We start from the raw sequence: 24,500 nt of genomic DNA, 5'->3' as shown, positions 1-24,500 counted from the left end.
GATCACTCCCCGGTCCGAATCTAGGAGCGGCCCCGACGCCGGTCACCGTGCAGATGTCGGCACGTCCACCGGCGCTTTCCGACACGTGCAGGAGGAGATCTCCACCCGGCCGGCCGGTTGCGCACCGGCCAACATCATCAGAAGGTAAGCGAACGGTCCTGCCGAACCCGCGAGCCGGACCCGATCTCCAACGATGCTGCGGGGGGCATCGGGATGACCGGGAGAATTCACGTGCACACAGAGTTGCAGCGCATCGTCGACACGGTGGCGGCCCGGGTCAACCGGCCGGCGCTGATCGAGGATCGGCGGCAGCGCGTCGTCGTCTACAGCGAACACACCGGGCTCCTCGACGACGTGCGCCGTACGTCGATCCTGCGCCGGCACACCACGCCCGAGGTCATCGCCTGGTTCCGCGACGCCGGCATCATGGAGGCCCGGGCCCCGGTGCGCACCGCGGCCTGCCCCGAGCTGGACCTGCTCCCCCGGGTCTGCGTGCCGATCCGGCACCAGGACCTGCTGCTGGGCTTCGTCTGGTTCATCGACGCGAGCGGCGGGATGACCGACGCCGACATCGCGACCGTCACCGAGGCCATGCCCGATCTGTCCCTGGCCCTCTACCGGGAGAACCTGCTCGGCGAGCTGACGTCGCAGCGGGAGGCGGAGGCGGCCCGTACCCTCCTGGCGGACGCCCCGGAGACCCGCTGCGAGGCCGTCCGGTCGCTGCTCAGCGACGGGGTCATCGCCGGCGACGGCGAGGTCACCGCCCTGGTCGCCAAGCTGGTCGGCACCGGCGGGCAGCCGGTCGACGAACCGGCCCGGATCGCGCTGGAGCACACCCTCGTCGCCACCCGCCGCTGGGTGGGGCCGCGCGAGGCGCTGCACCTGGTCCGCCACAACCACGGCGTGCTGCTGCTGTGCTGCGGGCGCGGCAGTGGTCGGGTCTCCGCCGACGCTGCCGCCCGCCGCCTCGGCCAGACGTTGAGCAGTGCCAGCCAGGGCCTGGCGTCGGTGGCCCGGACCGTGGTCGGCGTCGGCGCACCCCGGCCCCGGCTGTACGACACCGTCGCCTCCTACGAGGAGGCCCTCCAGGCCGCCCGGGTCGGCGCCCAACTGCCCGCCCTCGGTTCGGTGGTTGCCTGGGCCGACCTGGGCATCTACCGGGTGCTGTCCCGGATGGACGCCCAGCAGTTGGGCGTGGCCGGGGTGCACCCCGGCCTGGAGCGGCTGCTGCGCGACGAGACCAACCAGGTGCTGCTGGAAACCCTGGAAACCTACCTTGACCTGGCCGGCAACGCCCACGCCACCGCCAGCCAGCTCCGATTGCACCGCACCACCCTCTACTACCGGCTGCAACGGGTGGAGCAACTCGCCGATACCGACCTGAAGGACGGCAACGAGCGGCTCTGCCTGCACCTGGCGTTGAAGCTGGGTCGGCTGACCGGCCACTACCGGCCGGAACGCTGACCGGCCGCCCGGAGACGCGGGTGGGGCGCCCGGTTCCGGGCGCCCCACCCCGTGCCCTGCCTTACAGGCCCGCCGCCACGGCCGCGGTACGGCCGCCGACGACCGGCAGCTGGATCCGGCTGCGGTCGAAGTGAACCGTGATGTCAGCCCGGCTCTGCTTCGCCCGGCTGCTGTAGCCGGAGTACGAGCCGAGCAGCACCACCCCGATCTGGTGGCCGGCGTCGAACACGTAGTCCTCGGGCAGCAGCGCCACGTCGACCTCGTTCTTCGCGCCGGGCACCAGCGGCGTCGACACGCGCAGCGAGTCGAGGTTGAGCCCGTCGACGATGCCCTTGGTCACCAGCTCCTGCGGGTTGCTGGCGACGTTCTTCGCGACCTGCCGGTAGCAGGCATCCTCGGCGTGCCCGCCCCAGTTGGTCTCCGCGCCCCAGCAGTCCTCGGTGGTCAGGGTCCGGACGCCGTCACCGGCGGTGCTGAACCGCTCGCGGGTGCCGTAGTCGACCAGCAGGCCGGCGAAGCTGGTGTCCGCACCGTTCACCGTGGCGTTGATCTTCACGATCGGCGTGCCGGAGATGTGCAGCGGCGCCTGCAGCGGCTTCGACAGGAACACCAGCCGGTTCGCCGTGTTCGCCAGCGGGTCCGACGGGTGCCGGATCGCGTTGGCCTGGGTCATCGTCGGGGTGTCCTGGAACGTCGCCGACCTGTTGCCGGGACCGGGCTTCACCGACAGCGCGCCCGGGCCGCCGTCGGTCGCCGGCTGCAGCCACACCTGGGTCGGCTGGGTGCCGGGCAGCGGCCACGTCCGCGCGGTCTCCCACACGTCCGGCAGCCGCTCGAGGTCGGCCATCGGCTCGTTCATGATCCCGTTGTCGACGCCCTGCAGCCAGTGGTCCAGCCAGCGGTGCAGCGTGTCGACCCACTCCGTCCGGCGGAAGTCGAACGGATCGATGTGCCCGGTGCCGGTCAGCCACAGCTTCCGCGGCACGTTCCGCTCGGCCAGCGCCGCCCACCACTTGCTGAAGTGGTCGGCCCGGACGTTGTCGTCGTTGATGCCGTGCACCACGAAGACGCTCGCCTTGACCTTGCCGGCGTCCGGCAGGTAGTCCCGCTCGGCCCAGAAGTCGTTGTAGTCGCCGGTGGCGTCGTCACCGTCCTGCCCGAGCTGGGCCCGCACCGGCGCGCAGTACGCCCGCCGCGCCGGGTTGGTGACCGTGTTCGCCAGGCTGCCCGAGTAGTTGTTCGCCCGGGTGACCAGGCCGTTGCTGCGGGAGTAGTCGTACCAGCTGGAGATCGCCGAGATCGGCACGATCGTGCTCAGCCCGTCCACTCCGCTCGCCGCCGCCGCGTTGGCCAGCGTGCCGTCGTACGACTTGCCGATCATGCCGGTGTGGCCGTTGTGCCAGTCGGCGGCCACCTCACCTCCGGCGGCGTCGAAGCCCTTCCGGCGGCCGTTGAGCCAGTCGATCGCGGTCGGGGCGCTGATGTTGTCCGCCCGACCACCGGTCACCGGACAACCGGTCGAATTGTTCGTGCCGATCATGTCGAGCAGAATCACCGCGTACCCGCGGGGAACGAAATAGTTGTCATAGAACAGCGGCCATTTGTCGTTCAGGCCGTCGCCGTCGAGGTCCGCCTTGCACTCGCTCTCATTGCCCCGACAAACCGTCGAATAGTACGGGCTGGCGTCCATCAGCACCGGCACCCGCAACCCCTGGTCGCTGGCCGCCGGACGGATGATGTCCATGGCGACCTTGTCGAGCTCCCCGTCGCCGTCGGTGTCGACGTCGGAGGTCACGAAGACCCGCTGTCGGACGGCGTCGGCGTAGCCGAACACCGGCTGCGTCACCCCGCCCGCCACGACCACCGAGGTCGGTGACCCGCTGCTCGTGGGCTGCGCCAGCGCGCCGGTCGCCGGCACGCTGGCAACCAGGGTCACCGCGGCCACCACCGCCGCCCGCCAGCCCATCCTCGATCCGTGCATCTGCGGCTCCTCCTCCCCGCACCGGCCATGGAACGCCACGCCCCGGCGTGGACCGGGAAGAACGTGCGCCGCCGGTGCGGCAGTTGGAACGAAACCTACGAACCGGACCGGGGCCGGTCATCGGACACCTGTGGGAGATGCACGCGGCCCGCTCCTACGCCTGTCGCAACCGCTCAGTCACCCATTTCCGCACCCCGGCCGATCATTGACAGACCAGATGAGCCCAGTTCAGGATGGGCCAACCGGTAGCTCGGGCCGCACCGGAATCCATTTCGGACGCATTTGCGGCCACCCATCACGTCTCCGTCACCGTCTACCGGGAACACCGCCACGCCCGATCGTTCCGGCGCCCTCCCCTGTCCGCGCCGCCCGCACCTTCTGGCAATTCCCGCACCGCCGAGAAAGGGCCACCATGCCAATGCCCCATCTGCCCAACCGGCGCTGGCGACGGCGAGTACCCGCCGCCGTCGCCGCCGCCGTCTCCACCGTCCTGCTGGTCAGTCCCGCCTCCGCGGTCACCCCGCAGGCCGCCGCGCCCGCCGGGTCTGCCGGCCAGGCCGCCGACCTCGGCCGGCTCGCCGGCGAGGAGACCAGCGTGGTGGAGGTACTGCTCGCCGACACCGCCGAGCTGGACCGGCTCGTCGCCACCGGCGTCGACCTGGACCACGAGGTCTCCCGTAGGGAGAACGGGATCGTCGCGCACGCCGTGGTCACCCCGAACGAGGCCGCCAGCCTCGAGGCCATGGGGTACCGGCTGGGCGAGGTCCTGTTCAGCCCGGAGGACTCCGCCAACCGGGTCGCCGAACGCGAGGCGACGATCACCCAACACGTCGCCGAGAACCGCGCCTTCACCGCCACCCTGGCCGCCGACTCCGACGCCAGCGACGTGAAGATCATCCGGGCCGACTACTACACCTCCGGCACCAGCCAGATCCTCTCCGTCGAGGCCAAGTGGGCGCAGGGGCAGACCTCGACCAGCGCGCTCACCGTCGCGCGCGACAGCGGCCCCGGCACCGCGATCGGCTCCGGCGGCACCCAGACCATCAGCCGCTTCGTCGACGCCGGCGTCTACCTCTACCACCGGGGCGCCTCGACGGTGACCACCCGGCCCGACCGGATCCAGATCACCAGCCCCACCGGCGACGTCGCCACCGTCACCGTCAAGGAATGGCTGCCGATCCCCGCCGACGACCCCGAGGGTGCCGGCTACCAGAAGGACTTCGTCGCCAGCTACCTCACCCCCACCGACCTGTACGCCCGGATCCGGCAGCTCGCCGCCGCGTACCCGAGCCTCGCCGAGATCGTCGAGCTGCCATACAAGACCAACGGCTACCGGCGCAAGGCGCAGACCGTCCTCGGCACCGCCAACGCCAGCCGCGTCGCGATCGACTCACGGGCCTGGGGGCATGAGGGCGGCAACGACATCGCCGTCACGCTGGCCGACCCGGGCGCGGCCAACCGGCCGCTGGCGGTCACCGTGACCGGGACGGAGATCCGCGTCGACCTGGCCACCAACGCGGCCGGCACGGCCACCAGCACCGCCACCCAGGTCGTCGCCGCACTCAACGCCGCAGCCGGATCGCTGGTCCAGGCCTACACCTACCGCGGCAGCACCGGCACCGGCGTGGTCGCGCCGGCCGCACGCACCGCCCTCACCGACGGCCTGAAGGCGCCGGCCAGCGTCTCCCGCGACCCCCACCCGGTGTACGCCATCCGGATCGGCAAGACGCGCGACGGGTCGAAGCCCGGCGTCCTCGCCTACGCCCAGGAGCACGCCCGCGAGTGGGTGCCGCCACTGGTCACCGTCGAGACCGCCGAGCGGCTGCTGCGCAACTACGCCCACGATGGCCGCACCAAGCAGCTGCTCAACAACCTCGACATCTGGATCGCCCCGTCGATCAACCCGGACGGCGGCCACTACTCCTTCTACGACTTCAACTCGCAGCGCAAGAACATGACCAACCACTGCCCGCTGACCGGGTCGGCCGATGCGCTGTCGCGCAACTCGTGGGGCGTGGACAACAACCGCAACTACACCGAGTACAGCCTCTTCGACGGGTACTCTGGCGCCTCGGACAACTGCACCAGCGGCACCTACGCCGGGCCGAGCGAACTGTCCGAGCCGGAGAACAAGAACCTCGACTGGCTGGCCTCCCGGCCGAACATCAAGTTCTCGATGAACCTGCACTCCTCCGGCAACTACTTCATGTGGTCGCCCGGGGCGTACGCCGACGCCGGCCGGGTCTCCGCGCCGCGGCCGACGCTGGCCGAGGAGTCGTTCTTCTGGGGCGCCTCGTCGCGGATCCTCACCGCGATCAAGCGGCACCGCAACATGGCCGTCACCCCGGCCCGCACCGGACCGATCTCCGACGTGCTCTACTCGGCGGCCGGCAACTCCGGTGACATGCTCTGGTACAAGTACGGCATCTACGCCTGGAACTTCGAGGTCGGCACCTCCTTCCAGCCCACCTGGGACGAGGCGCACGCCGAGACGATGGAGTTCTCCAACGGCCTGGTCGAGCTCATGCGGGTGGCCCACGACTTCGCCAACGACCACCAGCGGCCGAAGAGCAGCCTCGCGGTGAAGCCCAGCTCCACCCCCGGCATGGTGAACGTGACCTTTGAGGTCAACGAGCCCGCCGCCGTCTTCTACACCCTCGGCGGCACCGCACCCACCTACTCGTCCACCCTCTACGCCTCCGCCGGCATCCGGGAGGGCGGAGAGACGCTGACCGTACCGGTCGGCACCACCGTCCACTGGTTCTCCGTCGACGCCGCCGGCAACGTCGAGAACAACTACACCCCCAACGGCACGGCCAAGAACTTCCTCAAGGGCAGCGCCGTCCTGCCCACCAGCTGACCCACCACGCGGCGTGGCCGCGGTGCCCACGGGCACCGCGGCCACGCCAGGTCAGCCCGGCTCGGAGACCCGGCGCCGGTGCTGCCCGCGGGCGGGCCCCTCGTCCCGGTCGATCCGCAACTCCCGCTCCAACTCGGCCAGCACGGCCCGCAGGTCGTCCAACCGCTGACTGATCGCGATGCGGTCCACCTCGTCGGGTACGCCGTCACCGTCCTCGTCGTAGTCCGGCGCGAGCCGCTCGGTCATCTCCAGCCGCCGCGCCTCCTCCATCGAGTTCACGATGACCGCGATCAGGATGTTGAGCAGCAGGTTCACCGTGATCAGCACATAGCTGACGTAGTAGACGAGGGTCCACGGCGACACCGCCATGCCCTGCTCGATCAGATCCGGGAGCGTCTCCAGCGACAGCAGCACGAACAGCGTCAGCAGCGACCGGCCGATGTCACCGTACTGCTCCGGGTAGATCTTGCCGAAGATCAACCAGCCCGCCATGCCGTAGACGTACAGGGTCACCGCCGCCAACGCGAGGAAACCACCGACGCCTGGCAGGCTGCGCAGCAGCGCGGTCACGATCGTGCGCAACCCCGGGGAGAACCGCACCAGCCGCAGCACCCGGGCGACCCGCACCACGCGCAGCAGGGCCGAATCGCCGTGCAGGCCGGGCAGGAAGATCGCCACGGTCACCGCCAGGTCGAAGACGTTCCAGCCGTGCCGGAAGAAGTCCTGCGGCCGACGGCCGTACGCGAGCACCCGGACAGCGATCTCCACCACGAACGCCGCCCGGAAGCTCCACTCCAGCCAGCGCAGCACCGGCCCGGCCGCACCCAGGTGGGGGTACGTCTCGATGCCGAGCATCAGGGCGTTGGCCCCGATCACGACGATGATGAGGATCTCGAAGGGGCGTGACTCGGCGACCCGGGCGCACCAGCCGGCCACGCCGCGCGACTCCGGGCCGTCGGCCGGGGCAGCCCGCTGGCGAGGCACCACCGGCCCGCTCACCACGCGCCAGGCCCCTCCCCCGCGAGCCCGCCTGCGAGGACGCCGGCCGATCGGTCACGACGGGGCAAGGATCCGGCGAGCATGTAATTAGCCTAACCACCGCTCGCGGTCCGGCCGGGACGTCCTCGGCGCCCGGTCACCCTCGTACCCGGCCGAAAGCTGTTCGAGGCAACACCGCTGACCTGTCACCCTGGCGGGATGCCGCTCCAGCTGACCGGATCGAGTTGTTCGGGCCTGGGCCGCCTGGCACAGGTGTGGGGCGTCACCCGACGGCGAACACCCTCGCCACACTCAAGTCGATCCGGGCCGCCCGGACGGCGCCCCGATCTACATCATCCTGGACAACCTCTCCGCCCATAAGGGCGTCAAGATCCGGCAGTGGGCGGCGCGGAACAAGGTCGAGCTGTGCGTTGCGACCGCCCATGCCGTGGTACCAGGCGATGGTGCGCTCGATCACCCACCGGGTGTCCCAGCCGGGTGTCGAGGTAGGACTGCTCGCGCCCGCACATCCATCGGGTGCGATCAGGCGTCGCCGGGCGTGACGAGGCCCGTCTCGTACGCCAGGACGACCGCCTGCGCACGGTCGCGGAGGGCGAGCTTGGCGAAGATCCGCGCCACGTGGGTCTTCACCGTCGCCTCGCTCAGGGTCAGCGACTGGGCCAGCTCGGTGTTGGAGAGGCCGCGGCCGAGGAGCGTCAGCACCTCCAGTTCGCGCGGAGTCAGCGCGGCGAGATCTCGGTGGACGGCGAGCGGCGATCCGTCGCCGGCAGGCTGGTCTTCGGTGGCGAAGCGCTGGACGAGGCGCCGGGTGATCGAGGGCGCGAGGAGCGCGTCGCCGGTGTCGACGAGGCGTACCGCCGCGGCGAGGTGGTCTGCGGTGACGTCCTTGAGGAGGAAGCCGCTCGCGCCGAGCGCCAAGGCGGCGTAGACGTACCGGTCGAGGTCAAACGTGGTCAGCATGAGCACCCGGCAGCGGGGGCTGTGCTCCAGAATGCGCCGGGTCGCCTCAAGCCCGTCCATCGCCGGCATGCGGATGTCCATGAGCACGACGTCGGGACGCAGCCGCCGCTCGGCCGCCACCGCCTCGGCCCCGTCGGCGGCCTCGCCGACCACGTCGATGCCTCGGGCGGTGAGGATCAGCCGGAAGCCGGTGCGGATCAGCTCCTGGTCGTCGACGATCAGCACACGAGGCAATGACGGAGGCGCGGATTCGGGCGGGCTGAAAGGGCTGGGCTGAGCCGTCACGGGTGCTCCACCGGGATGCGGGCGCGGACCCGGTACCCGCCGCCGAGCCGCCGGCGGGCGTCGAGATCGCCACCGTAGACGGCGATTCGCTGCCGCAGCCCCAGCAATCCCCGCCCGGCGCCGTCTCCGCCGCGCGGCGCAGGCTGGTCGCCCGTCAGCACGCTGGGACCGCTGGTGAGCACCTCCACCCGCAGTGAGTGCTCGGCGTAGCGGATCGTCACCTCCGCCTTCCCGCCGGCGCCGTGCTTCAGCGCGTTCGTCAGCGCCTCCTGCACGATCCGGTACGCGGTGACATCGATCCCGGACGACAGCGGCCGCGGCTCACCAGAGATCCGTACCTCCACCGGCAGGCCGGCGAACGCGATCCGGTCGATCAACGGACTGAGCCTGCTCAGGCTGGGCTGCGGCGCCAGGTCGGCCCCATCCGTGCCGTCCGCCGCGGGCGCCAGCAGGCCGAGCAGGTGCCGCAACTCGGTCATCGTGGTCCGTCCGGCGCCCTCCACGGCCGACAGCGCCACCGCAGCCTCGTCGGGCATGGTCGCGAGCACCTCGCGCGCGGCGGCGGCCTGCACGATCATGAGGCTCACGTTGTGGCTGACGATGTCGTGCAGCTCCCGGGCGATTCGGGCACGTTCGGCTTCCACGGCGGTCCGGGCCGCGCTCTCATGCTCCCGCTCGAGGAGCCAACCGCGCTCCTCCAGCGCCCGATGGTGCCGGCGTCGCGCCCGGACGAGCGCGACACCGAGCCACGCCGCGGTCGCGCACGCGGCGACGAGCGCGCTGACCAGCCACACCGCCCCCGATCCCACCACATCACTTTCGCAGACACGGGATCGGTGCCACATCATCCCCCGTGTCCAGCCGGCGTACATCCCTGGGATGACGGCTCCGGCGGGTTACATCCCAGGACCGATGACCGAGCGGTACCGGCGACCGTAGCTTGCTGTCATGACCACTGACACCTACGTCGTGCGGCTGGACAACGTCCGCAAAGAGTACGGCGACACGACCGCCTTGGACGGCGTGTCGCTCGAGATCCGCACCGGCGAGGCGGTGGCGGTGATGGGCCCGTCGGGCTGCGGCAAGTCCACCATGCTGAACATGATCGCCGGGCTGGACCGGCCGACATCCGGGTCGGTGCGCGTCCACGACAAGGAGCTGGGCCAGCTGGACGAAACGAAGCTGGCCCTGTTCCGGCGGCACCGGATCGGCATGATCTTCCAGTTCTTCAACCTGCTCGACGACCTGCCGGCGCTGGACAACGTGGCGCTCGCCGCCCAGTTGACCGGCACCAAGGCAGGCCCGGCACGTAAGCGGGCCATGGAACTGCTCGACGAACTCGGCATCGCCGACCGGCGCAACGCGTATCCGGCGGCCCTCAGTGGCGGCGAGCGCCAGCGCGTCGCGGTGGCCCGGGCCCTCATGAACCGTCCGGCACTGCTGCTCGCCGACGAGCCGACCGGCGCCCTGGACAGCCGCTCCGGCGAGCAGGTGATGGACCTGCTGCTGGACCTCAACCAGATCGGACAGACTTTGCTCATCGTCACCCACGACGAGCGGCTCGCGACGCGGTGCGCGAGCCGCGTGGTCGAGCTGGCCGACGGCCGGATCACCCGCGAACGCAGTCTGGAACGCGCATGAGCGCCGTGTGGCGGGCCTCGCGGGCCGCGGTCCGGCGACGCCGGGTGCAGACGTTCGTCATCGGCCTGGTCGTCCTGCTCTCCACCACGACGATCGTCGTGGCGCTGGCCCTGCTGGAGGCGACCTCGGCGCCATTCGACCACGCCTTCGCCAAGCAGCACGGCCCGCACGCGATCGCCGTGTACGACCCGGCCAAGGTCACCGACGCACAGCTCGCCGGCCAGCGGACCGGCGTGGCGGCGGCGGCGGGACCGTTCGGGCAGGTCACGCTCGACCTCACCGACGGCGGCGGGCCGGGCCCACGGGGTCCGCTGACCGTCGTGGGGCGCGCCGATCCGGGCGGCTCGGTGGACCGTCTCAACCTCTGGCAGGGGCGCTGGCCCACGGCCCCCGGCGAGATCGTCCTCAACCAGCCACCACCCGGCCCGGACTCGAATGGGTTCCCACCTGGCAGCGGAGAGGTGACCCTCAGCGGCAAGCAGTTCACCGTCGTCGGCCGGGCCCACAGTCTCAGCCAGACCGCCGACGCCTGGGTGTCACCGGAACAGATGACCGCGCTGCACCCCACGTCGGTTCAGATGCTCTACCGGTTCACCGGTGACGTGTCTACGAAGCCCGCGGTCCACGCCGACCTGGCCGCCGTCACGGCCGGCCTGCCGGCGGGCGCGCTGATCGCCGCGCAGCCGTACCTCGCCGTCAAGGAGAAGGTCGCCTCGGACATCGGCGTGTACGTGCCGCTCCTCGCCACGTTCGGCATGCTCGGACTGATCGTCGCGGTCGTCATCGTGGGCAACGTGGTCAGCGGCGCGGTCGTCTCCGGCTTCCGGCACATCGGGATCCTCAAGGCACTCGGGTTCACACCGCGTCAGGTGGTCGCCGTCTACCTCGTCATGGTGTCGATTCCCGCCCTCGCCGGCTGCGTCCTCGGCACCGTTTCAGGCACCCTCGCCGCCCAGCCGCTGCTGAGCGACGGGTTCGCGGGTCTCGGGCTCGACGTCGGCATCAGCGTCGGCGTCTGGATCTGGGTCGCCGGGTTCATCGGCGTGCCGATGCTCGTCGCCCTCGCGGCGTTCGTGCCCGCCGTCCGGGCACGCCGGCTGTCGGCCGCCGAGGCGATCAGCGCCGGCAGCGCCCCACGGACCGGGCATGGGACCCGAATTCAGCGCCGGCTTGCCGGTGTCAGGCTGTCGCGTCCGGTCACCCTCGGGCTGGGCCTGCCGTTCGCGCGACCGGGTCGAACCGCCTTCACCGTCGCGGCCGTCCTGCTCGGTGTGACCACCGTGACGTTCGCGACCGGGCTGGCCGACACCCTGACCCGGATCTCCACGATCGAGGACCGGGCCTCGGGGCAGATCGGGGTCCAGCCGTCCGACGGCCGGACGCGGATCGCCCCCGAAGGTCAGCTGCCGCCCACAGGGCCGCAGGCCACCACCACCCGGACCGACGCCCAGGTCGAGCAGCTGCTGCGCGGGCTGCCGGATGTCGCCCGGGTGACCCCCATCTTCAAGCTGCTGGTCCCTACCGTCGGGCAGACCCAGCCGCTGACCGTCAACTTCGTCCGCGGCGACTTCTCGTCGATGGGCTACCAGGACGAGCTCACCGCCGGACGCTGGATGACGCGGGTGCACGAGACAGTCGTGCCGTCGGAACTCATGCGTGAGCGCGGACTGAACGTCGGGGACAAGCTCACCCTGGAGCTCGGCGGACGGCGGACGGCGCTGACCGTGATCGGCGAGACGATGGACGGCGCGCCCGGACCGCCCGGCATGTTCGTGGACTGGCGCGTCCTCACCGAACTCGCGCCGGACCGCGCCGTCAAACCAGATGAGGTGTACTACCAGGTCCAGCTCAAGCGTGGCGGCGATGTCGCGGCGTACGTCGCCGCGGTCACGGCGGCCGACCCGGCGATCGACGCGTGGGACACGTCCCAGCTCAGCGATTTTGCGGTGACCGTGATCGGCTTCTCGTCGGTGCTCTCGCTGCTGCTGTCCACCGTCGCGGCGCTCGGCGTCTTCAACACGGTCGTGCTCAACGTCCGGGAGCGCCGCCGCGACCTCGGCATGCTCAAGTCGATCGGGATGACGCCACGCCAGGTCGTCACGATGGTGCTGACGTCGATGGCCGTCGTCGGCGGGGCCGGCGGTGTGCTCGGCATCCCCCTGGGGGTCGTCGCGCACCGGTACATCGTGCCGATCGCCGCCGACGCGGCCCGGGTCGCCATCCCGCATTCGGTGCTGGAGGTGTGGCAGGCGCCGACGCTCGCGCTCATGGCCCTCGCCGGCGTCGTGATCGCGCTCCTCGGCGCGCTGCTCCCGGCCCGCGGCGCGGCCCGGCTCACGATCGCCGAGGTGCTCCACAACGAGTGAGTCGTCGCGGTTGGGGCCTCCGAACGCGATGCCGGCGGCCCCAACCCGACAGGTCGAGATGCTCGCAGTCGTCGGGTTGGATCACCCGGTGACTATGGCAGCACCGCGTCGGTCCTGTCTGCCCCTAGCGGCCTCGAAGGGGTGGTCCGGAATTGTGGCGGTGCCGTCGATGTAGCGACGGTAGGTACCGTTATGGAACGGGGCGCGGATCGGGGTCTCGGCCGATGAACGCGACCAGCCGGTCCACGGCGGACGCTTCGGCGCTGACCTCGACCTCGTAGCCGAAGGTCTTGCCCGGGCCTCGGTAGGCGGGCATGAGCATGCCGCAGGCCGCGTCGAGCGCCGCCTGCGCTTCCAGTTCGGTGTACGGCACCGGTTGGCCTGTCGCGACCGCGAGGTCCCAACCGTGCCCGACGTACTCGATCAACATCATCCCGAGCACCATGGCGCCGGGCAGTTCGGACGACGTCATGCGCAGCGGCCGATCGACAGCCCCGGACCGGAACGCCGCGACCGCCTGCCCACCTGCGGCGGCGAACTCGGCAGCCGGGTCGACACCGCATCGGTATGAGTTCGGGTCGTCGTGGTGTTCCACCCCGGTGGCCCGGGCGGCGAACATCCGCAGCCATCCGACCAGGTGATCGGTGAGCGCCGCCACGTCATAGTCTGGACACGGGGTCGGCAGCGTGCGCTGGTCGGGCTGGATCCCGGCGAGGAGCGTCGTTGTCTTGTCGATCACGGTGGCCAGATTGGCTGCGTCTGCGGGCATGAACATCCTCCTGGGAAGCGGTACCAGCAGCGATGGTAGGCGGGAGCCGGCCGGCGGCGTTGAACAAACGCGCCAGCCACAGCGGGCGCGGCCGGCCGTCGAGGATTCGCGAGGCATCCTGCGTCCGCAGGAGAGCCTGCGCGCCTTCCGGCGGAGCAGGTCTGCGGTGCCCGGCCCGCTCGCGGCCCACCTCGACCTGTTCTGGCATGTCGAGTGGGATCTGCCGGACGGGGTTACCCACCACCAGCGACTTCTGACGCTCCCGGCGGTCCACGTGGTGATCGAAGCGCGGGACGCCACCGTCATGGGCCCACTGCGGCGTACCTGGGTCCGCGATCTCAGTGGCAGTGGCTGGGCACTCGGCGTCATGTTCCGGCCAGGCGCATTCCGGGACGTGCTCGGTGCGCCCGTCAACACGCTCACCGACCGTGGCGTCGCGGTCAGGGATGTGTTCGGCCCGGCCGGTGACCAGTTCGCCGCCGCCGTTCGGGGCGCCGTTACCGACGAGGAGCGGTTCGCCCAGGCTGCGGCGTTCTTCGCGGATCGGCTGGCGGCACCATCGGCCGAGCAGCTCGCCGCGACCGCTGCGGTCGAGCGCGTCCGCGACGACGAGGCGATCGTCAGGGTGGCCGATCTGGCACGGTCGTGCCATTGGAGCATCCGGCACCTGCAGCGGCTGTTCTCGGAATGCGTTGGCGTGACCCCAAAGTGGGCGATCCGCCGGTACCGGCTGGTCAACGCGGCCGAGCGGGTGGCTCGGCAGCGCGAGGTGCGGTGGGATCTACTCGCCCACGAACTCGGCTACAGCGATCAATCGCACCTGGTCCGCGACTTCACCAGCGTCATCGGCATGTCCCCGGCTCGCTACGCCTACGTCTGCCGTACGTCAACCCCGGGGCGTTCGGTGTGAGCGGGACGCTTGCTTGCCGGCTGCGACCCGCGCGCCTTGCCCCCGATCCGTTCCCGCCGGCCGTAGTCTCACCGGCATGACGAGAACGCAGACGCACACCCTCGCCGCGCCCGGCGTCGACCTGGTCTACGACGTCCGGGGCCCGCTACCCCCGTCCGGCGGGCGCCCTGCGTTGCTCATGATCGGCCAGCCGATGACGGCGGAGGGCTTCGAAGCGCTCGCCGCACACTTCACAGACCGCACAGTCGTCACCTACGACCCGCGCGGCCTGGGCCGCAGCATCCGCAAGGACGGCCGGTCCGACCACACGCCGCAGCATCAGGCGGCCGACCTGCACCTGCTGATCGAGGCGCTCGGCGCCAGTCCGGTCGATGTGTTCGCCACCAGCGGCGGTGCGGTGACCGCACTCGAACTGGTCGCTACCCACCCCGGCGACGTCGTCACGCTGGTAGCGCACGAGCCGCCGATCAACGCCGTGCTCCCCGACGCCACGGCCGCCGAGCGCGCCCGGGCCGCCTTCCACGAGGCGTACCAGGCGAAGGGCACCGGCGCGGGCATGGCCGCGTTCATCGCGATGACGTCCTGGCAGGGCGAGTTCACTGAGGCCTACTTCGCCCAGCCCCAGCCTGACCCGGCGATGTTCGGCATGCCGACCGGCGACGACGGCACCCGCGACGATCCGCTGCTGTCGAAGAACTCGTGGGCGATCACCGACTACCGCCCCGAGGCGAGCGTGCTCACTGCGGCACCGACCCGGATCGTGATCGCGGTCGGCGAGGAGTCAGCGGGAACGTACACCGCGCGTACGGCCGTAGGCACTGCGGCGTTGCTCGGCCAGGAGGCCGCGGTGTTCCCGAGCCACCACGGCGGCTTCCTCGGTGGTCAGTCCGGTTACGCGGGCAAGCCCGAGGAGTTCGCGGCAAGGCTGCGCGACGTTTTGGACGCCGGCTGACCGTCGCGGGCACGTGCGCGGGTCCGCTGAGCGCGCGTCGCCATTCGGCTGGCAGTGGCACTCACGCCAGTTCGGCGATCACCGCGCGGACCATTCGGCGGCCATGCTCGGCCATTCGCGGGAAGGTATGCCGGTAGTAGTCGATGCCGGTCAACGACGGTGCGAGGGCCCAGCCGCAGGCGCGGAGCCAGGTAGCATCGTCGTACCCGATTGCCTCCCGGTAGGCCTCCCGGGCCGCGCCGGTGAAGGTCCATAGCGCCGGAGCCACGTCCGGCGCCGGATCGCCGACACCGAGTGCGCCGAAGTCGATGACCGCGGCCAGTCGGCCGCAGTCGGTGATCAGGTTGCCCGGCTGCAGATCACCGTGGATCCATACGGGGTCCCGGTCCCAGTCAGGAGCAGCCAGGCAGGCCTCCCAGGCCGCCTCAGCCGCGGTCACATCGAAGCCGTCGTCATGCTCGGCGAGCCGGGGCAGCACACGGCGGACGCCTTCATCGGCGTGGAGCAGGGCCGACCCGCGGGAACCCGGTGGCTTGACCGGACCTCCGGCCGGATCCACCCCGTGCAGGGCGCGAACGAAGGCTGCCACGTCGCGGGCCAGGAGTACGTCGGCGCAGCCAAGCCTGGGAGGCGTGCTCCCCACGACCCACGGCACCACGGTCCACCGCCACGGGTACCCCGCGCCCGGCTCGCCCACGTGAAGCGGAACTGGAATCCGCACAGGCAGGTGGGACACCAGCAAGGGCAGCCACCGCGCATCAAAATCGGCCTGGTCGACCGCCCAGGCAATCTTGGGCATACGGGCGACGAGTTCGTTGCCGATCCGAAAGAGTACGTGGTCGGTGCCCTCCAACTCGTCGGGTAGGGGTGTCACGGGAAGGTCGGCCCACTGCGGGCACTGGGCCGCCACCAGGCGGCGCACCTGCCCGACGGTGGCTCGGATCTCGTCATCATGGATGGGCACGGCTGGCACGGTAGTGCGGTTGGGCGGTGTGGTGCCAACCGATTAGGTGTCCAGCACCGACGCACCCGAAGGACTCCGGCGCTGACCGCGGTTGGCGGGTGCTGACGATCGAGCCACGCGGAGGAACCATCGGATCGTGCGCGAGGCAGGTCGGGCCCGCGACCGGCGAGGATTCCGGACCGCGACGCACTCAACTCGGCACGACCGACGGTTCGACCTCACCGCATCTCGTCACGGAGCGTGGCGCACGGTCGGCGGCATGTGCGGATTGGGTGGGCTTGCCGAGGGGCTCGGTCGGCAGGTGCTTTGGGTTTGGGCCGGCCAGCCGGGTTCAACGATGATCTGTTCCGTTGCCGGTCGGTCGGGGTTGACCCTCTCCCAGGGGGAGGGTCAAGGCTGTTGGGAGGCGGAGATGACGGGGTTGATGTCGATCGGGGTGTTCGCGCGGGCGACCAGGTTGTCCGTTCGTGTGCTGCGCAACTATGACCGGCTGGGTCTGCTTGTTCCGGCGCGGGTCGATCCGGATACCGGTTACCGGTGGTACGGCGTCGACCAGTTTCCGCGGGCGGGGCTGATCCGGCGGCTACGAGAGCTGGAGGTGCCGTTGCCCGAGATCGCCGAGATTCTGGTGGCCGACACCCCGGAGCGGGCACGCGCCGCCATCGAGCGGCACCGGGAGCGCGTGGCCGCGCGGGCGGCGCGGCTGGAGCGGATCGCCGGGGAGTTGGGCGCGGTGCTGGCCGAGCCGGAGCGCGTGCCGGGCTGGCTGCAGGTGTACGAGCGGTGGCGTGACGCCCAGCCGATTGCTTATGCGCGGGTGCGTACACCGCTGAGCAGGTTGGCCGAAGCGCTGGGGCCCGGGTACGCGCGGTTGTTCGCGGGCCTCGCCGAGCAGGGGATCGCCCCGGCGGGGCCGGCTGGGACCCGCTACCTCAGTGACGACCTCGACGCGGCGGAGCTGGACGTGGAGCTGTTCGTGCCGGTAGTCCGCCCGCCCCGGCCGACCGCGACGATCGCAGCCGGGCAACTGCCGGGCTGTCTGCTCGCCGCGACCGTCCATCAGGGCGGCTACGACGACGTCGAGACCGCCTACCGGTCGCTGGGCCGCTGGATCGCCGAGCACGACCGGGCTCTGGCGGGCCCGGTCGAGGAGCACTACCTCACCTCGCCCGCGCCCGGTATGCCCACGGCCGCGCTCCGCACGGAGATCGCCTGGCCGGTCCGGTCCCCGGCCGGCCCGGCCCGACCAACAGATCGGAAAACCAGATGATCATCGAGAAGGTGGCGTTCCCCGCCGGTCAGCACTGCGAGACCACCGCGCTTGGCGCTCTGCTGCGCCACGAAGGCCTCGAGTTGTCCGAGCCCATGCTGTTCGGCCTCGGCGAAGGCCTGGGCTTCGTCTACTGGGACGCCAAGAGCATGGACTTTCCGTTCCTCGGCGGCCGCACCAAGCCGTTCACGATTACCCGGACGCTGGCCAACCGGCTGGGCCTGACGCTGCACACCGAGGAGACCGCCTCGCCCCGCCGGGCCTGGCAGAACGTCGCTGCCGCCCTCGACGCCGGACGCCCGGTCGGCCTTCAGTTGGACTCCTACCACCTGGACTACTTCACCACGAAGGTCCACTTCGGGGCCCACTTCGTCGCGATGCACGGCTACGACGACACGCACGCCTACCTGATCGACACTGCCCAGCAGGGCGGTACCGTGACAACCACGCTGACGAGCCTGGAACAGGCCCGCAACGAACGCGGACCGATGACCGCCCGCAACCTTTCGTACACCGTGGCTGGCTCTGCGGCCCGGACCGACCTGGGCGACGCCATCCGGGCAGCCATCCTCCGCAACGCGCACGCCTTTCTCAACCCGCCCATCGCCAACCTCGGCCACCGCGGCATCGGCAAGGCGGCCCGGCAGGTGGCACGATGGCTCGACCGCTCAAGCGACCCGCACCGCGACCTCAGCCTGGCCGCGACGCTGATGGAACGGGGCGGGACCGGCGGCGCCCTGTTTCGCGCAATGTACCGCGACTTCCTCGCCGAATGCGCCACGATCGTCGACGACGACAACCTCCACCTCGGCCACCAACTCTACGCCGAGGTCGCTCCGTTGTGGACCGAGGTCTCCCACCACATCGCGACCGCCGGAGAAACCGGCGACCCAGACCACCTGACCCGCGCCTCGGAAATCCTCGCCGAGCTGTCGAACAAGGAACGACACGCCATGCAGACCCTGACCGGCATTCGCACCGCCCAACCACCCGACAACTGCGCGCCCACACCCGTTCCAACGCACTGACATCGGTACGACCGGGCGTCCGCCCCACATCGCGGCGACACGGGACCGTGGCGCCCGCTCGGCGGCAAATCCGTGTGCCTGATCTCGGATTGAGCGCCATCCGGCCCATGCTGGACCCGGTACCGCTGCCACATCGCCTGCTGACCGGGGCGCGGCCCACGCCGGATCAGCCCGCGTCAACGACGTCAGGGACGCGGCGGACCGAGCGGATCACCTGGGCACATCGGCAGGAGCGATCACGGCGTGGACCGTATCTCTGCGCCGTCGCCGCTGCAAGCCTCGAACAACCCAGGGGCTGTCGGCCGGCCCCCTTTCTGGCCCGTCGGCCGATCGGATGACCGAACAGGACGGTCGGCTATTTCCATGTGCGACGGGAACGCTGCGGCGGCTAGGAAGGAGGCATGGCCAACGAGGTGACCGTTCCGCTGCTGCCTTGCGCATCCATCGACGACGTCGTCGCCTTCTACGAGGTTCTCGGATTCCGGACGACGTACAAACAGCGCAAACCCAACCCATACGTGGCGTTGCAGCGTGAAGACCTGCACCTACACTTCTTCGAGATCGCCGGATTCCAGCCAGATCAGTCAGCCGGTTCCTGCCTCGTACTCAGCTCGGACATTGAGGGACTGCACCGGGCGTTCGCCGCCGGCATGCGCGCCGCGTACGGCAAGGTACTGGTGTCCGGTACACCGCGAATGACCCGACCAAGAGCGCGGAAGAACTACGACGGGTTGGGCGGATTCAGCGTCATCGACCCAGGCGGCAACTGGATCCGTGTCGTTCGGAATGCCACTACTGCTCCCATGGTGGCGACCCTGCCTGAAGGGCGTCTGGCCAAGGCTCTGGCGAACGCTGTCGTGCAGGCCGACTCCAGGGGTGACGTCCGACAGGGCGTCCGGATCCTCGACGGCGCATTGGCCCGCCCGCAATCCGAGAACGACCCGGTCGCGCAGGTAGAGGCCCTGATCTACCGCGCCGAACTGGCGATGGTGTACTGCACGACCCAGAGACCGCGGCGGAAATGCTGGACCGCGTCAAACGCGTCGTGCTCAGTGAAGGCGAGATCGAACGGGCGACGCCAGCGTTCGAGAACGCCGCCGAACTTGCAGCGGCGCTGCGGTGAGCCAGCTTACGCATCGATCTACCGCTCATCGGCAGATCCAGGGCGTCTCACACACGCAGTCGGCGGCCGGATGCGGTGCCGCCAGTTCCCCGCCGGCCGAGCTTCGCATGCACCGCCCAGCACGGTCTCGACCGCGTTGAGTAGCGGCGCGAATGCCGGGATTTCGTTGCTCTTCACGGCGCTCAGAGCCCTGCCGCCCGACTACGCAACAGCTCTGGCTCCTGTGGCCTGATCGAACTGCGGAGAGCGGGACACGTCGCTGGCATTCCTTTCACGTGCCGTGCGGCTCAGGTTGGTGTGGCTTTGTGGCGCGGGTGGGCCGCGCCTGCCGGCCGATGGCGACCACGGCGGCGATGATGATGGGGACGAGTGTCAGGTGGCAGAGGGCCAGTGTCGCCTTGCTCGCGGTGTCGAAGTCGGTGGGCAGAGTCATTAGGACGATCGTGCCGACCGCCAGCGCCGGGCCGGCGACCAAGGCGACCTGGATGACCCAGGCAGCAAGAGGTGCCAGCAGGGCGACGGCAGCAAGGCCGATCAGCAGCGGTACCGCGCTGAAACCAGCGACGGTGACCGCGTCGACCTCGGCCGGTCCGCTGGAGGAGGTGAATCGGAACGTGCCGCCGGCTGCTCGCCCGGTGCTGTAGACGATGAGATTGACCACCACGGCGGTCACGCCACCGACAGCGACGACCGCCACCCGCGACGGCCTACTCGACATCAGCAAGCTCCGTTCCGCCCTCACGGGCCAGGAACGCCTCGATACGGGCGAATGCACCTGCCCACACCTCGCCGACGAAGAAGTCACGGACCTCGGGAACCGGGAAGCCGCTCTGGACGACGGTCATCAGGGTGCCGCCGTCCTTCTCTTCGAAAGTGACCTCGATGCGGGTCGTCATGGTCATGCCGTCCGGGCTGGCGCCGTTGGACTCGGTGACGAGCCGGTGCGGACGGTCGATCTCGACGAACGTCTGCGTCTCCCGGAACAACATGTCGGGGCTGGGCCCCCACACCGCAGTCTGCTGTCCGCCGACTCGCAGATCGACCTCGATCTCGACGATGCCGGGCTGCTCGTCGAGGATGGAGAACCAGACCTTCTGCTTCTCGGCGTCCGTGTACGCGTCGAAAACCTCCTCCGGTGTCGCGGGCAGTTGCCGCGTCATCCGCATGTCAAGAGTCATGAATCCTGTCCCTTCGGGCCGGGCTGGAGAGTGAAGTAGGCGTCGAGACCGTCGAGGCGGCGCGCCCAGAGCCGCTGGTAGAAGCCGATCCAGGCCATCGCCTCATCCAGCGGCGCAACACCGAGGCGACACTGGCGTGACCGGCCGACCTTCTCCGTGACGACGAGTCCGGCATCTTCGAGCACCTGGACGTGCTTCTTCATGCCGGTCAGGCTCATCCCGGTCGGCTCGGCGAGCTCGCCGATGGTGGCCGGGCCCTCGCCGAGCCGGATCAGAATGCCTCGGCGGGTCGGATCGGCCAGCGAGGCGAACACCCGATCCAGGACCTGTTGGTGAACCATGTAGTTCACCTTACGACGCTGAACCTTCAAGTTCAATGTCGTCGTGGTGCTGCGCGTGGCGACGCAGTCGGGTAGCCCCGACGCATTGCTGCGTCGGGGCCCCCTCAGATGGTCATGGTGCTGGCGCACCGCTGGTGGGTGGATGAAACTGGGGGTGCGTCACCCGCTGACGTCGACGGTTCTTGGTACGGGTTGAGTCCGGCCCTCAGATTGACGCTGGATCTGGCCCCGGTGGGTACTCCGGGTTGCTGCCTGTGAGCGCGAGTCTCAGAATCCTGCGCAGCAGGCCGACGTGATCGGTCATGATGCCAGGAACGCCGTTCGCTGCCGGTGGGGTGAACAGGCGGCGCATCGCCGACGGGGCGGTGCCGGGTTCGCGGCGGCGGCCTCCACCACCCTCGGTCAAGGCCGTCGAGCGGGCCCTCTGGGATCTGCGGGCGGAGCGCGGGATGCGCCGCCGTCGGCGCAGGCGGGCGACCGTACCAGGCAGAGGTCCAGGGCGAGGGCGACCCGGGACCCGCCCCCGGGCGACCAGCAGCCTCCGCTGGGCGGGGGTGAGGTCGTCCCGGCCGGCGAGTTCCCACAGGGGGGCGTCCGCGTGGCGGACGAGCAGGTCCAGCAGGTCGGCGGGGATGGCCGGGTTGCGGGCCAGCCCTTCCAGCGTGCCGTCCGTCGTCACCCCCTGGTCATGATCGCCCCGCCTGAAGCATCTCAAGGTAGTGCGGGTTCGTCATCACCCCCAGCACGTTTCCGAACGGGTCCACCACGGACGCGGTGACGAATCCGGCGCCCCGCTCCCGGATCGGGTCGTGCTCGCGGGCGCCGGCCGCCAGCAACCGGGCCACGGTCGCCGGCAGGTCGTCGACGTGCCAGTAGGCGACCGCGCCGCCCGGTCCGGCGGCGGTTCCGGGCGGGGCGTACCGGCTGTCGATAAGGCCGAGCTCGTGCTGGTGGTCGCCGAGCCGGAACTCGTAATACGCCGGGTTCCCGTCGGCCCCGGCCCGCTCGAAGTACGGCTCGACGCCGAGCAGGTCGGCGTACCAGGTCTTCGCGGCAGGCAGGTCGTCGGCCCAGAAGTTGACGGTGGCGATGCCTCGCAGCATGGTGGTCCCTCTCCTCGATCGGTTCCTTGCCACGCACGCTACGAAGGATTGCGGAAGGTGCGGTTCCGCGATGGCGGGCAGACTGTCCGGCATGGTGGAGACGTCGGTGCGGTTGCTGCGGTTGCTGTCGTTGCTCCAGTCCCGGCGGGACTGGCCGGGTGGTGAGCTCGCCGCCCGGCTGGGCGTAACCACCCGGACGGTGCGCGCCGACATGGAGCGGCTGCGCGCCCTGGGCTACCGGGTGGACTCCCGCCCGGGAGCGGCGGGCGGTTACCGGCTCGGGCCGGGCAGCGTCCTGCCGCCGCTGCTGCTCGACGACGAGGAGGCGGTGGCGGTCGCCGTCGGCCTGCGGGCCGCCGCGGCGGGCACCGTCACCGGGATCGAGGAGACCTCGCTGCGTGCGCTCGCCAAGCTGGAGCAGTCGCTGCCGTCCCGGCTGCGGCACCGGGTGGACGCGGTGCGGGCCGCCACGGTCTCGACGGCCGGGGGCGGTCCGACCGTGCCGGTGGCGACGCTGACCGAGGTCACTGCGGCGATCCACCAGCGGGAGCGGCTGCGCTTCGACTACGTCCGCCGCGACGGCACCGCCAGCCGTCGGGAGGTGGAGCCGCACCGGCTGGTCTACACCGGACACCGCTGGTACCTGCTGGCCTGGGATCCGGAGCGCGCGGACTGGCGGACGTTCCGCGCGGACCGGGTCCGTCCGCGGTCGCCGAACGGTCCCCGTTTCGCGCCCCGGGCGGTGCCGGAGGCCGAGGTCGACTGGCGGCTGCGGCGGGGCGCCGGCTCCGCGCCGTGGCGGCACCCCGCGCGGGTACGGCTGCACGCGCCCGCGAGTGTGGTCGCCGGGCTGCTGGCGCCCTCGGCCGGCCTGCTGGAGCCGCTCGACGAGGCCACCTGCCTGCTGGAGACGGGCGCGAACTCGCTGCACGACCTGGCCGGCTTCCTGGGCAGCCTGAACCTCGGGTTCGACGTGCTCGACCCGCCGGAGCTGCGCGACCTGCTCGCGGCGCTGGCGGCCCGCTACGCGGCGGCGGCCGGCAGCGGCGGGCCGCTCCACGGCCCGGGCAACGGCGATGTGGGGCCGTACGGCGCGATGCCCCAGCCGGTGCCGGACTCCTCGGGTGGCCCGCCGTTGGTTCCGCCCCGGAACGGGTGACCGGCCGGGATGCCGCCGGACAGCGTGGACGTCGACGAGCCGCTGGCGGTGGGCGTACCCCCGGCTCCGCACGACGCGAGCGGCGAGCGGGTGCCGACCCGCGACCTGGCCGGGCTGGCCGGCTCGCGCTCGACGGGTACCCGGTAGGGCTGACCATCGCGCCGATCATGCCGCTGCCGGACTGGCGAACCCGAGCTCCCGCCGCCTGCCCGCCGCGCGGGGCCGGCTGAGCCGGTACGGTCAGAGACCATGGCACTGGTCCGTTGCGACTTCTTCTCCGAGGCGCTCGGCCTCAACACGTCGATGATGGTGATCCTGCCGCAGGCCACCACCGCCGAGATCGGGGTGTCGGGCGGCGGGGCCGACGGCGACCCGCCCGTGCTGTACCTGCTGCACGGCCTGACCGACGACGAGAGCATCTGGCTGCGGCGCACCTCGGTGGAGCGGTACGTCGCCCCGCTGGGCCTGGCCGTGGTCATGCCCCGCGCCGAGCGGAGCTTCTACACCGACGAGGCGCACGGCAACCGCTACTGGACGTTCCTCAGCGAGGAGCTGCCGCAGGTGTGCCGGTCGTTCTTCCGGCTCTCCCCACGGCGGGAGGACACCTTCGTGGCCGGGCTGTCGATGGGCGGGTACGGCGCGCTGAAGTGGGCGCTGCGCCACCCGGACCGGTTCGCCGCCGCCGCGAGCCTCTCCGGCGCGCTGGACGTCGCCCACCGGCGGGACCACCCGACCAGGCCGGTCGACCCGACCGTCTGGCACACCGTCTGGGGCGACCGGGAGGTGCCGGGCAGCGACGACGACACGGTGGCGCTGGTCGGCCGGGCCGGCGTCGACCCGCCCGCGCTCTACGTCGCCTGCGGCACCGAGGACTTCCTGTACGAGGACAACCTGCGCTTCGTCGAGGCGGCGCGGGCACGGGGCGTGCCGGTCACCGTGGACTTCTCCCGCGGCGACCACGACTGGGCGTACTGGGACGACAAGATCCGCGACGTGCTGGCCTGGCTGCCGCTACCCGGCCGGCCGGCCGGCGGCGCGGCCGCCCCGGCGAACACCGGCCGGCACTGAGCCGGACACCGCACCCGCGGCGGGAGGGCCGCAGGTGCGGTGGGGCCGGTCATCGCTGGCCTCCTCTCCCGGCACGAAC

22 protein-coding genes and 2 pseudogenes are annotated in these 24,500 nt (G+C 70.9%); 13 read left to right on the top strand and 11 right to left on the bottom strand.

Annotated elements, in window-relative coordinates:
* The first annotated feature begins 231 nt into the window (after positions 1-231).
* A complete protein-coding gene (locus ABZ807_RS15470) occupies positions 232-1,464 on the top strand; it encodes a helix-turn-helix domain-containing protein (protein ID WP_357157201.1) in 1,233 nt (410 codons plus the stop codon).
* Positions 1,465-1,525: 61 nt separating this feature from the next.
* Here the strand turns inward: ABZ807_RS15470 and ABZ807_RS15465 are convergent, their stop codons facing one another.
* Positions 1,526-3,445: a Xaa-Pro dipeptidyl-peptidase gene (locus ABZ807_RS15465; protein ID WP_357157198.1), complete on the bottom strand. Its 1,920-nt coding sequence runs from the start codon at positions 3,443-3,445 to the stop codon at positions 1,526-1,528.
* Between the two features lie 412 nt (positions 3,446-3,857).
* Here ABZ807_RS15465 and ABZ807_RS15460 point away from each other — a divergent pair, with 412 nt between their 5' ends.
* Positions 3,858-6,305: a M14 family metallopeptidase gene (locus ABZ807_RS15460; RefSeq protein ID WP_357157195.1), complete on the top strand. Its 2,448-nt coding sequence runs from the start codon at positions 3,858-3,860 to the stop codon at positions 6,303-6,305.
* A 51-nt stretch (positions 6,306-6,356) separates the two neighbouring features.
* Here ABZ807_RS15460 and ABZ807_RS15455 read toward each other — a convergent pair whose 3' ends face one another.
* Positions 6,357-7,307, bottom strand: a complete 951-nt coding sequence (locus ABZ807_RS15455; RefSeq protein ID WP_357157192.1) for an ion transporter — start codon at positions 7,305-7,307, stop codon at positions 6,357-6,359.
* A gap of 246 nt (positions 7,308-7,553) precedes the next feature.
* On the opposite strand from ABZ807_RS15455, the pseudogene ABZ807_RS15450 reads away from it, so the two are divergent.
* Positions 7,554-7,713: pseudogene (locus ABZ807_RS15450) on the top strand (IS630 family transposase); the annotation flags it as partial.
* Positions 7,714-7,826: 113 nt separating this feature from the next.
* On the opposite strand, the gene ABZ807_RS15445 reads toward ABZ807_RS15450, so the two are convergent.
* Positions 7,827-8,498 (bottom strand): response regulator transcription factor, encoded by a 672-nt coding sequence (locus tag ABZ807_RS15445; RefSeq protein ID WP_357157189.1) that lies wholly within the window; start codon positions 8,496-8,498, stop codon positions 7,827-7,829.
* Between the two features lie 47 nt (positions 8,499-8,545).
* Entirely contained in the window at positions 8,546-9,361 is an 816-nt protein-coding gene (locus ABZ807_RS15440) for a histidine kinase (RefSeq protein ID WP_357157186.1), read from the bottom strand.
* Positions 9,362-9,497: 136 nt separating this feature from the next.
* Between ABZ807_RS15440 and ABZ807_RS15435 the strand changes: the two genes are divergently transcribed.
* On the top strand, positions 9,498-10,190 hold the full coding sequence (locus ABZ807_RS15435) for an ABC transporter ATP-binding protein (protein ID WP_357157183.1): 693 nt from the start codon (positions 9,498-9,500) through the stop codon (positions 10,188-10,190).
* The gene (locus ABZ807_RS15430) at positions 10,187-12,556 is read left to right on the top strand and encodes an ABC transporter permease (RefSeq protein WP_357157180.1); all 2,370 of its coding nucleotides are present in this window, start codon (positions 10,187-10,189) and stop codon (positions 12,554-12,556) included. The genes ABZ807_RS15435 and ABZ807_RS15430 overlap by 4 nt, the downstream gene beginning before the upstream one ends.
* 190 nt (positions 12,557-12,746) lie before the next feature.
* Here ABZ807_RS15430 and ABZ807_RS15425 read toward each other — a convergent pair whose 3' ends face one another.
* A complete protein-coding gene (locus ABZ807_RS15425) occupies positions 12,747-13,325 on the bottom strand; it encodes a TIGR03086 family metal-binding protein (protein WP_357157177.1) in 579 nt (192 codons plus the stop codon).
* 166 nt (positions 13,326-13,491) lie between these two features.
* Here ABZ807_RS15425 and ABZ807_RS15420 point away from each other — a divergent pair, with 166 nt between their 5' ends.
* The gene (locus tag ABZ807_RS15420) at positions 13,492-14,235 is read left to right on the top strand and encodes an AraC family transcriptional regulator (protein ID WP_357157174.1); all 744 of its coding nucleotides are present in this window, start codon (positions 13,492-13,494) and stop codon (positions 14,233-14,235) included.
* A 76-nt stretch (positions 14,236-14,311) separates the two neighbouring features.
* A complete protein-coding gene (locus ABZ807_RS15415) occupies positions 14,312-15,187 on the top strand; it encodes an alpha/beta hydrolase (protein WP_357157171.1) in 876 nt (291 codons plus the stop codon).
* A 61-nt stretch (positions 15,188-15,248) separates the two neighbouring features.
* Here ABZ807_RS15415 and ABZ807_RS15410 read toward each other — a convergent pair whose 3' ends face one another.
* Positions 15,249-16,040: an aminoglycoside phosphotransferase family protein gene (locus tag ABZ807_RS15410; RefSeq protein WP_357157168.1), complete on the bottom strand. Its 792-nt coding sequence runs from the start codon at positions 16,038-16,040 to the stop codon at positions 15,249-15,251.
* Between the two features lie 523 nt (positions 16,041-16,563).
* Between ABZ807_RS15410 and ABZ807_RS15405 the strand changes: the two genes are divergently transcribed.
* The 3 genes and pseudogenes from ABZ807_RS15405 (at position 16,564) to ABZ807_RS15395 (ending at position 19,572) form a co-directional block, all read left to right on the top strand.
* Entirely contained in the window at positions 16,564-17,421 is an 858-nt protein-coding gene (locus ABZ807_RS15405) for a GyrI-like domain-containing protein (protein ID WP_357157165.1), read from the top strand.
* Complete coding sequence (locus tag ABZ807_RS15400) at positions 17,418-18,449, top strand: BtrH N-terminal domain-containing protein (RefSeq protein WP_357157162.1); 1,032 nt, start codon at positions 17,418-17,420, stop codon at positions 18,447-18,449. The genes ABZ807_RS15405 and ABZ807_RS15400 overlap by 4 nt, the downstream gene beginning before the upstream one ends.
* Before the next feature lie 401 nt (positions 18,450-18,850).
* A pseudogene (locus ABZ807_RS15395) lies at positions 18,851-19,572 on the top strand (VOC family protein).
* Between the two features lie 271 nt (positions 19,573-19,843).
* Here ABZ807_RS15395 and ABZ807_RS15390 read toward each other — a convergent pair.
* The 5 genes from ABZ807_RS15390 to ABZ807_RS15370 all read right to left on the bottom strand — a co-directional run bounded on the left by ABZ807_RS15390 (position 19,844) and on the right by ABZ807_RS15370 (position 22,194).
* On the bottom strand, positions 19,844-20,290 hold the full coding sequence (locus tag ABZ807_RS15390; protein ID WP_357157159.1) for a DUF6069 family protein: 447 nt from the start codon (positions 20,288-20,290) through the stop codon (positions 19,844-19,846).
* The gene (locus tag ABZ807_RS15385) at positions 20,280-20,750 is read right to left on the bottom strand and encodes an SRPBCC domain-containing protein (protein ID WP_357157156.1); all 471 of its coding nucleotides are present in this window, start codon (positions 20,748-20,750) and stop codon (positions 20,280-20,282) included. Before ABZ807_RS15385 ends, ABZ807_RS15390 begins: the two co-directional genes overlap by 11 nt.
* Positions 20,747-21,091, bottom strand: a complete 345-nt coding sequence (locus ABZ807_RS15380; RefSeq protein ID WP_357157400.1) for a metalloregulator ArsR/SmtB family transcription factor — start codon at positions 21,089-21,091, stop codon at positions 20,747-20,749. Before ABZ807_RS15380 ends, ABZ807_RS15385 begins: the two co-directional genes overlap by 4 nt.
* A gap of 205 nt (positions 21,092-21,296) precedes the next feature.
* Positions 21,297-21,770 (bottom strand): hypothetical protein, encoded by a 474-nt coding sequence (locus tag ABZ807_RS15375; RefSeq protein ID WP_357157153.1) that lies wholly within the window; start codon positions 21,768-21,770, stop codon positions 21,297-21,299.
* A 7-nt stretch (positions 21,771-21,777) separates the two neighbouring features.
* Entirely contained in the window at positions 21,778-22,194 is a 417-nt protein-coding gene (locus tag ABZ807_RS15370) for a VOC family protein (protein ID WP_357157150.1), read from the bottom strand.
* Between the two features lie 91 nt (positions 22,195-22,285).
* On the opposite strand from ABZ807_RS15370, the gene ABZ807_RS15365 reads away from it, so the two are divergent.
* The 3 genes from ABZ807_RS15365 (at position 22,286) to ABZ807_RS15355 (ending at position 24,421) form a co-directional block, all read left to right on the top strand.
* Positions 22,286-23,353 carry a YafY family protein gene (locus ABZ807_RS15365; RefSeq protein WP_357157397.1) on the top strand — a complete coding sequence of 356 codons (1,068 nt, stop codon included), beginning with the start codon at positions 22,286-22,288 and terminating at the stop codon, positions 23,351-23,353.
* Positions 23,354-23,362: 9 nt separating this feature from the next.
* Complete coding sequence (locus ABZ807_RS15360) at positions 23,363-23,500, top strand: hypothetical protein (RefSeq protein ID WP_357157147.1); 138 nt, start codon at positions 23,363-23,365, stop codon at positions 23,498-23,500.
* A gap of 102 nt (positions 23,501-23,602) precedes the next feature.
* The gene (locus ABZ807_RS15355; RefSeq protein ID WP_357157144.1) at positions 23,603-24,421 is read left to right on the top strand and encodes an alpha/beta hydrolase family protein; all 819 of its coding nucleotides are present in this window, start codon (positions 23,603-23,605) and stop codon (positions 24,419-24,421) included.
* Positions 24,422-24,500 lie beyond the last annotated feature (79 nt).

It is taken from the genome of Micromonospora sp. NPDC047548, from assembly GCF_040642975.1.
Classification (GTDB): domain Bacteria; phylum Actinomycetota; class Actinomycetes; order Mycobacteriales; family Micromonosporaceae; genus Micromonospora.
Note: the sequence above shows the minus strand (reverse complement) of the source record. Positions and strands in the feature narration are given on the sequence as shown.

What these genes read in the sequence shown, in the direction of transcription:
- ABZ807_RS15405 (WP_357157165.1), top strand. Translation starts at nt 16,564, where the DNA reads ATGACGGGGTTGATGTCGATCGGGGTGTTCGCGCGGGCGACCAGGTTG.
- ABZ807_RS15400 (WP_357157162.1), top strand. Translation starts at nt 17,418, where the DNA reads ATGATCATCGAGAAGGTGGCGTTCCCCGCCGGTCAGCACTGCGAGACC.
- ABZ807_RS15460 (WP_357157195.1), top strand. Translation starts at nt 3,858, where the DNA reads ATGCCAATGCCCCATCTGCCCAACCGGCGCTGGCGACGGCGAGTACCC.
- ABZ807_RS15390 (WP_357157159.1), bottom strand. Translation starts at nt 20,290, where the DNA reads ATGTCGAGTAGGCCGTCGCGGGTGGCGGTCGTCGCTGTCGGTGGCGTG.
- ABZ807_RS15465 (WP_357157198.1), bottom strand. Translation starts at nt 3,445, where the DNA reads ATGCACGGATCGAGGATGGGCTGGCGGGCGGCGGTGGTGGCCGCGGTG.
- ABZ807_RS15385 (WP_357157156.1), bottom strand. Translation starts at nt 20,750, where the DNA reads ATGACTCTTGACATGCGGATGACGCGGCAACTGCCCGCGACACCGGAG.
- ABZ807_RS15430 (WP_357157180.1), top strand. Translation starts at nt 10,187, where the DNA reads ATGAGCGCCGTGTGGCGGGCCTCGCGGGCCGCGGTCCGGCGACGCCGG.
- ABZ807_RS15380 (WP_357157400.1), bottom strand. Translation starts at nt 21,091, where the DNA reads ATGGTTCACCAACAGGTCCTGGATCGGGTGTTCGCCTCGCTGGCCGAT.
- ABZ807_RS15360 (WP_357157147.1), top strand. Translation starts at nt 23,363, where the DNA reads ATGCCGCCGGACAGCGTGGACGTCGACGAGCCGCTGGCGGTGGGCGTA.
- ABZ807_RS15415 (WP_357157171.1), top strand. Translation starts at nt 14,312, where the DNA reads ATGACGAGAACGCAGACGCACACCCTCGCCGCGCCCGGCGTCGACCTG.
- ABZ807_RS15365 (WP_357157397.1), top strand. Translation starts at nt 22,286, where the DNA reads ATGGTGGAGACGTCGGTGCGGTTGCTGCGGTTGCTGTCGTTGCTCCAG.
- ABZ807_RS15435 (WP_357157183.1), top strand. Translation starts at nt 9,498, where the DNA reads ATGACCACTGACACCTACGTCGTGCGGCTGGACAACGTCCGCAAAGAG.
- ABZ807_RS15425 (WP_357157177.1), bottom strand. Translation starts at nt 13,325, where the DNA reads ATGCCCGCAGACGCAGCCAATCTGGCCACCGTGATCGACAAGACAACG.
- ABZ807_RS15370 (WP_357157150.1), bottom strand. Translation starts at nt 22,194, where the DNA reads ATGCTGCGAGGCATCGCCACCGTCAACTTCTGGGCCGACGACCTGCCT.
- ABZ807_RS15355 (WP_357157144.1), top strand. Translation starts at nt 23,603, where the DNA reads ATGGCACTGGTCCGTTGCGACTTCTTCTCCGAGGCGCTCGGCCTCAAC.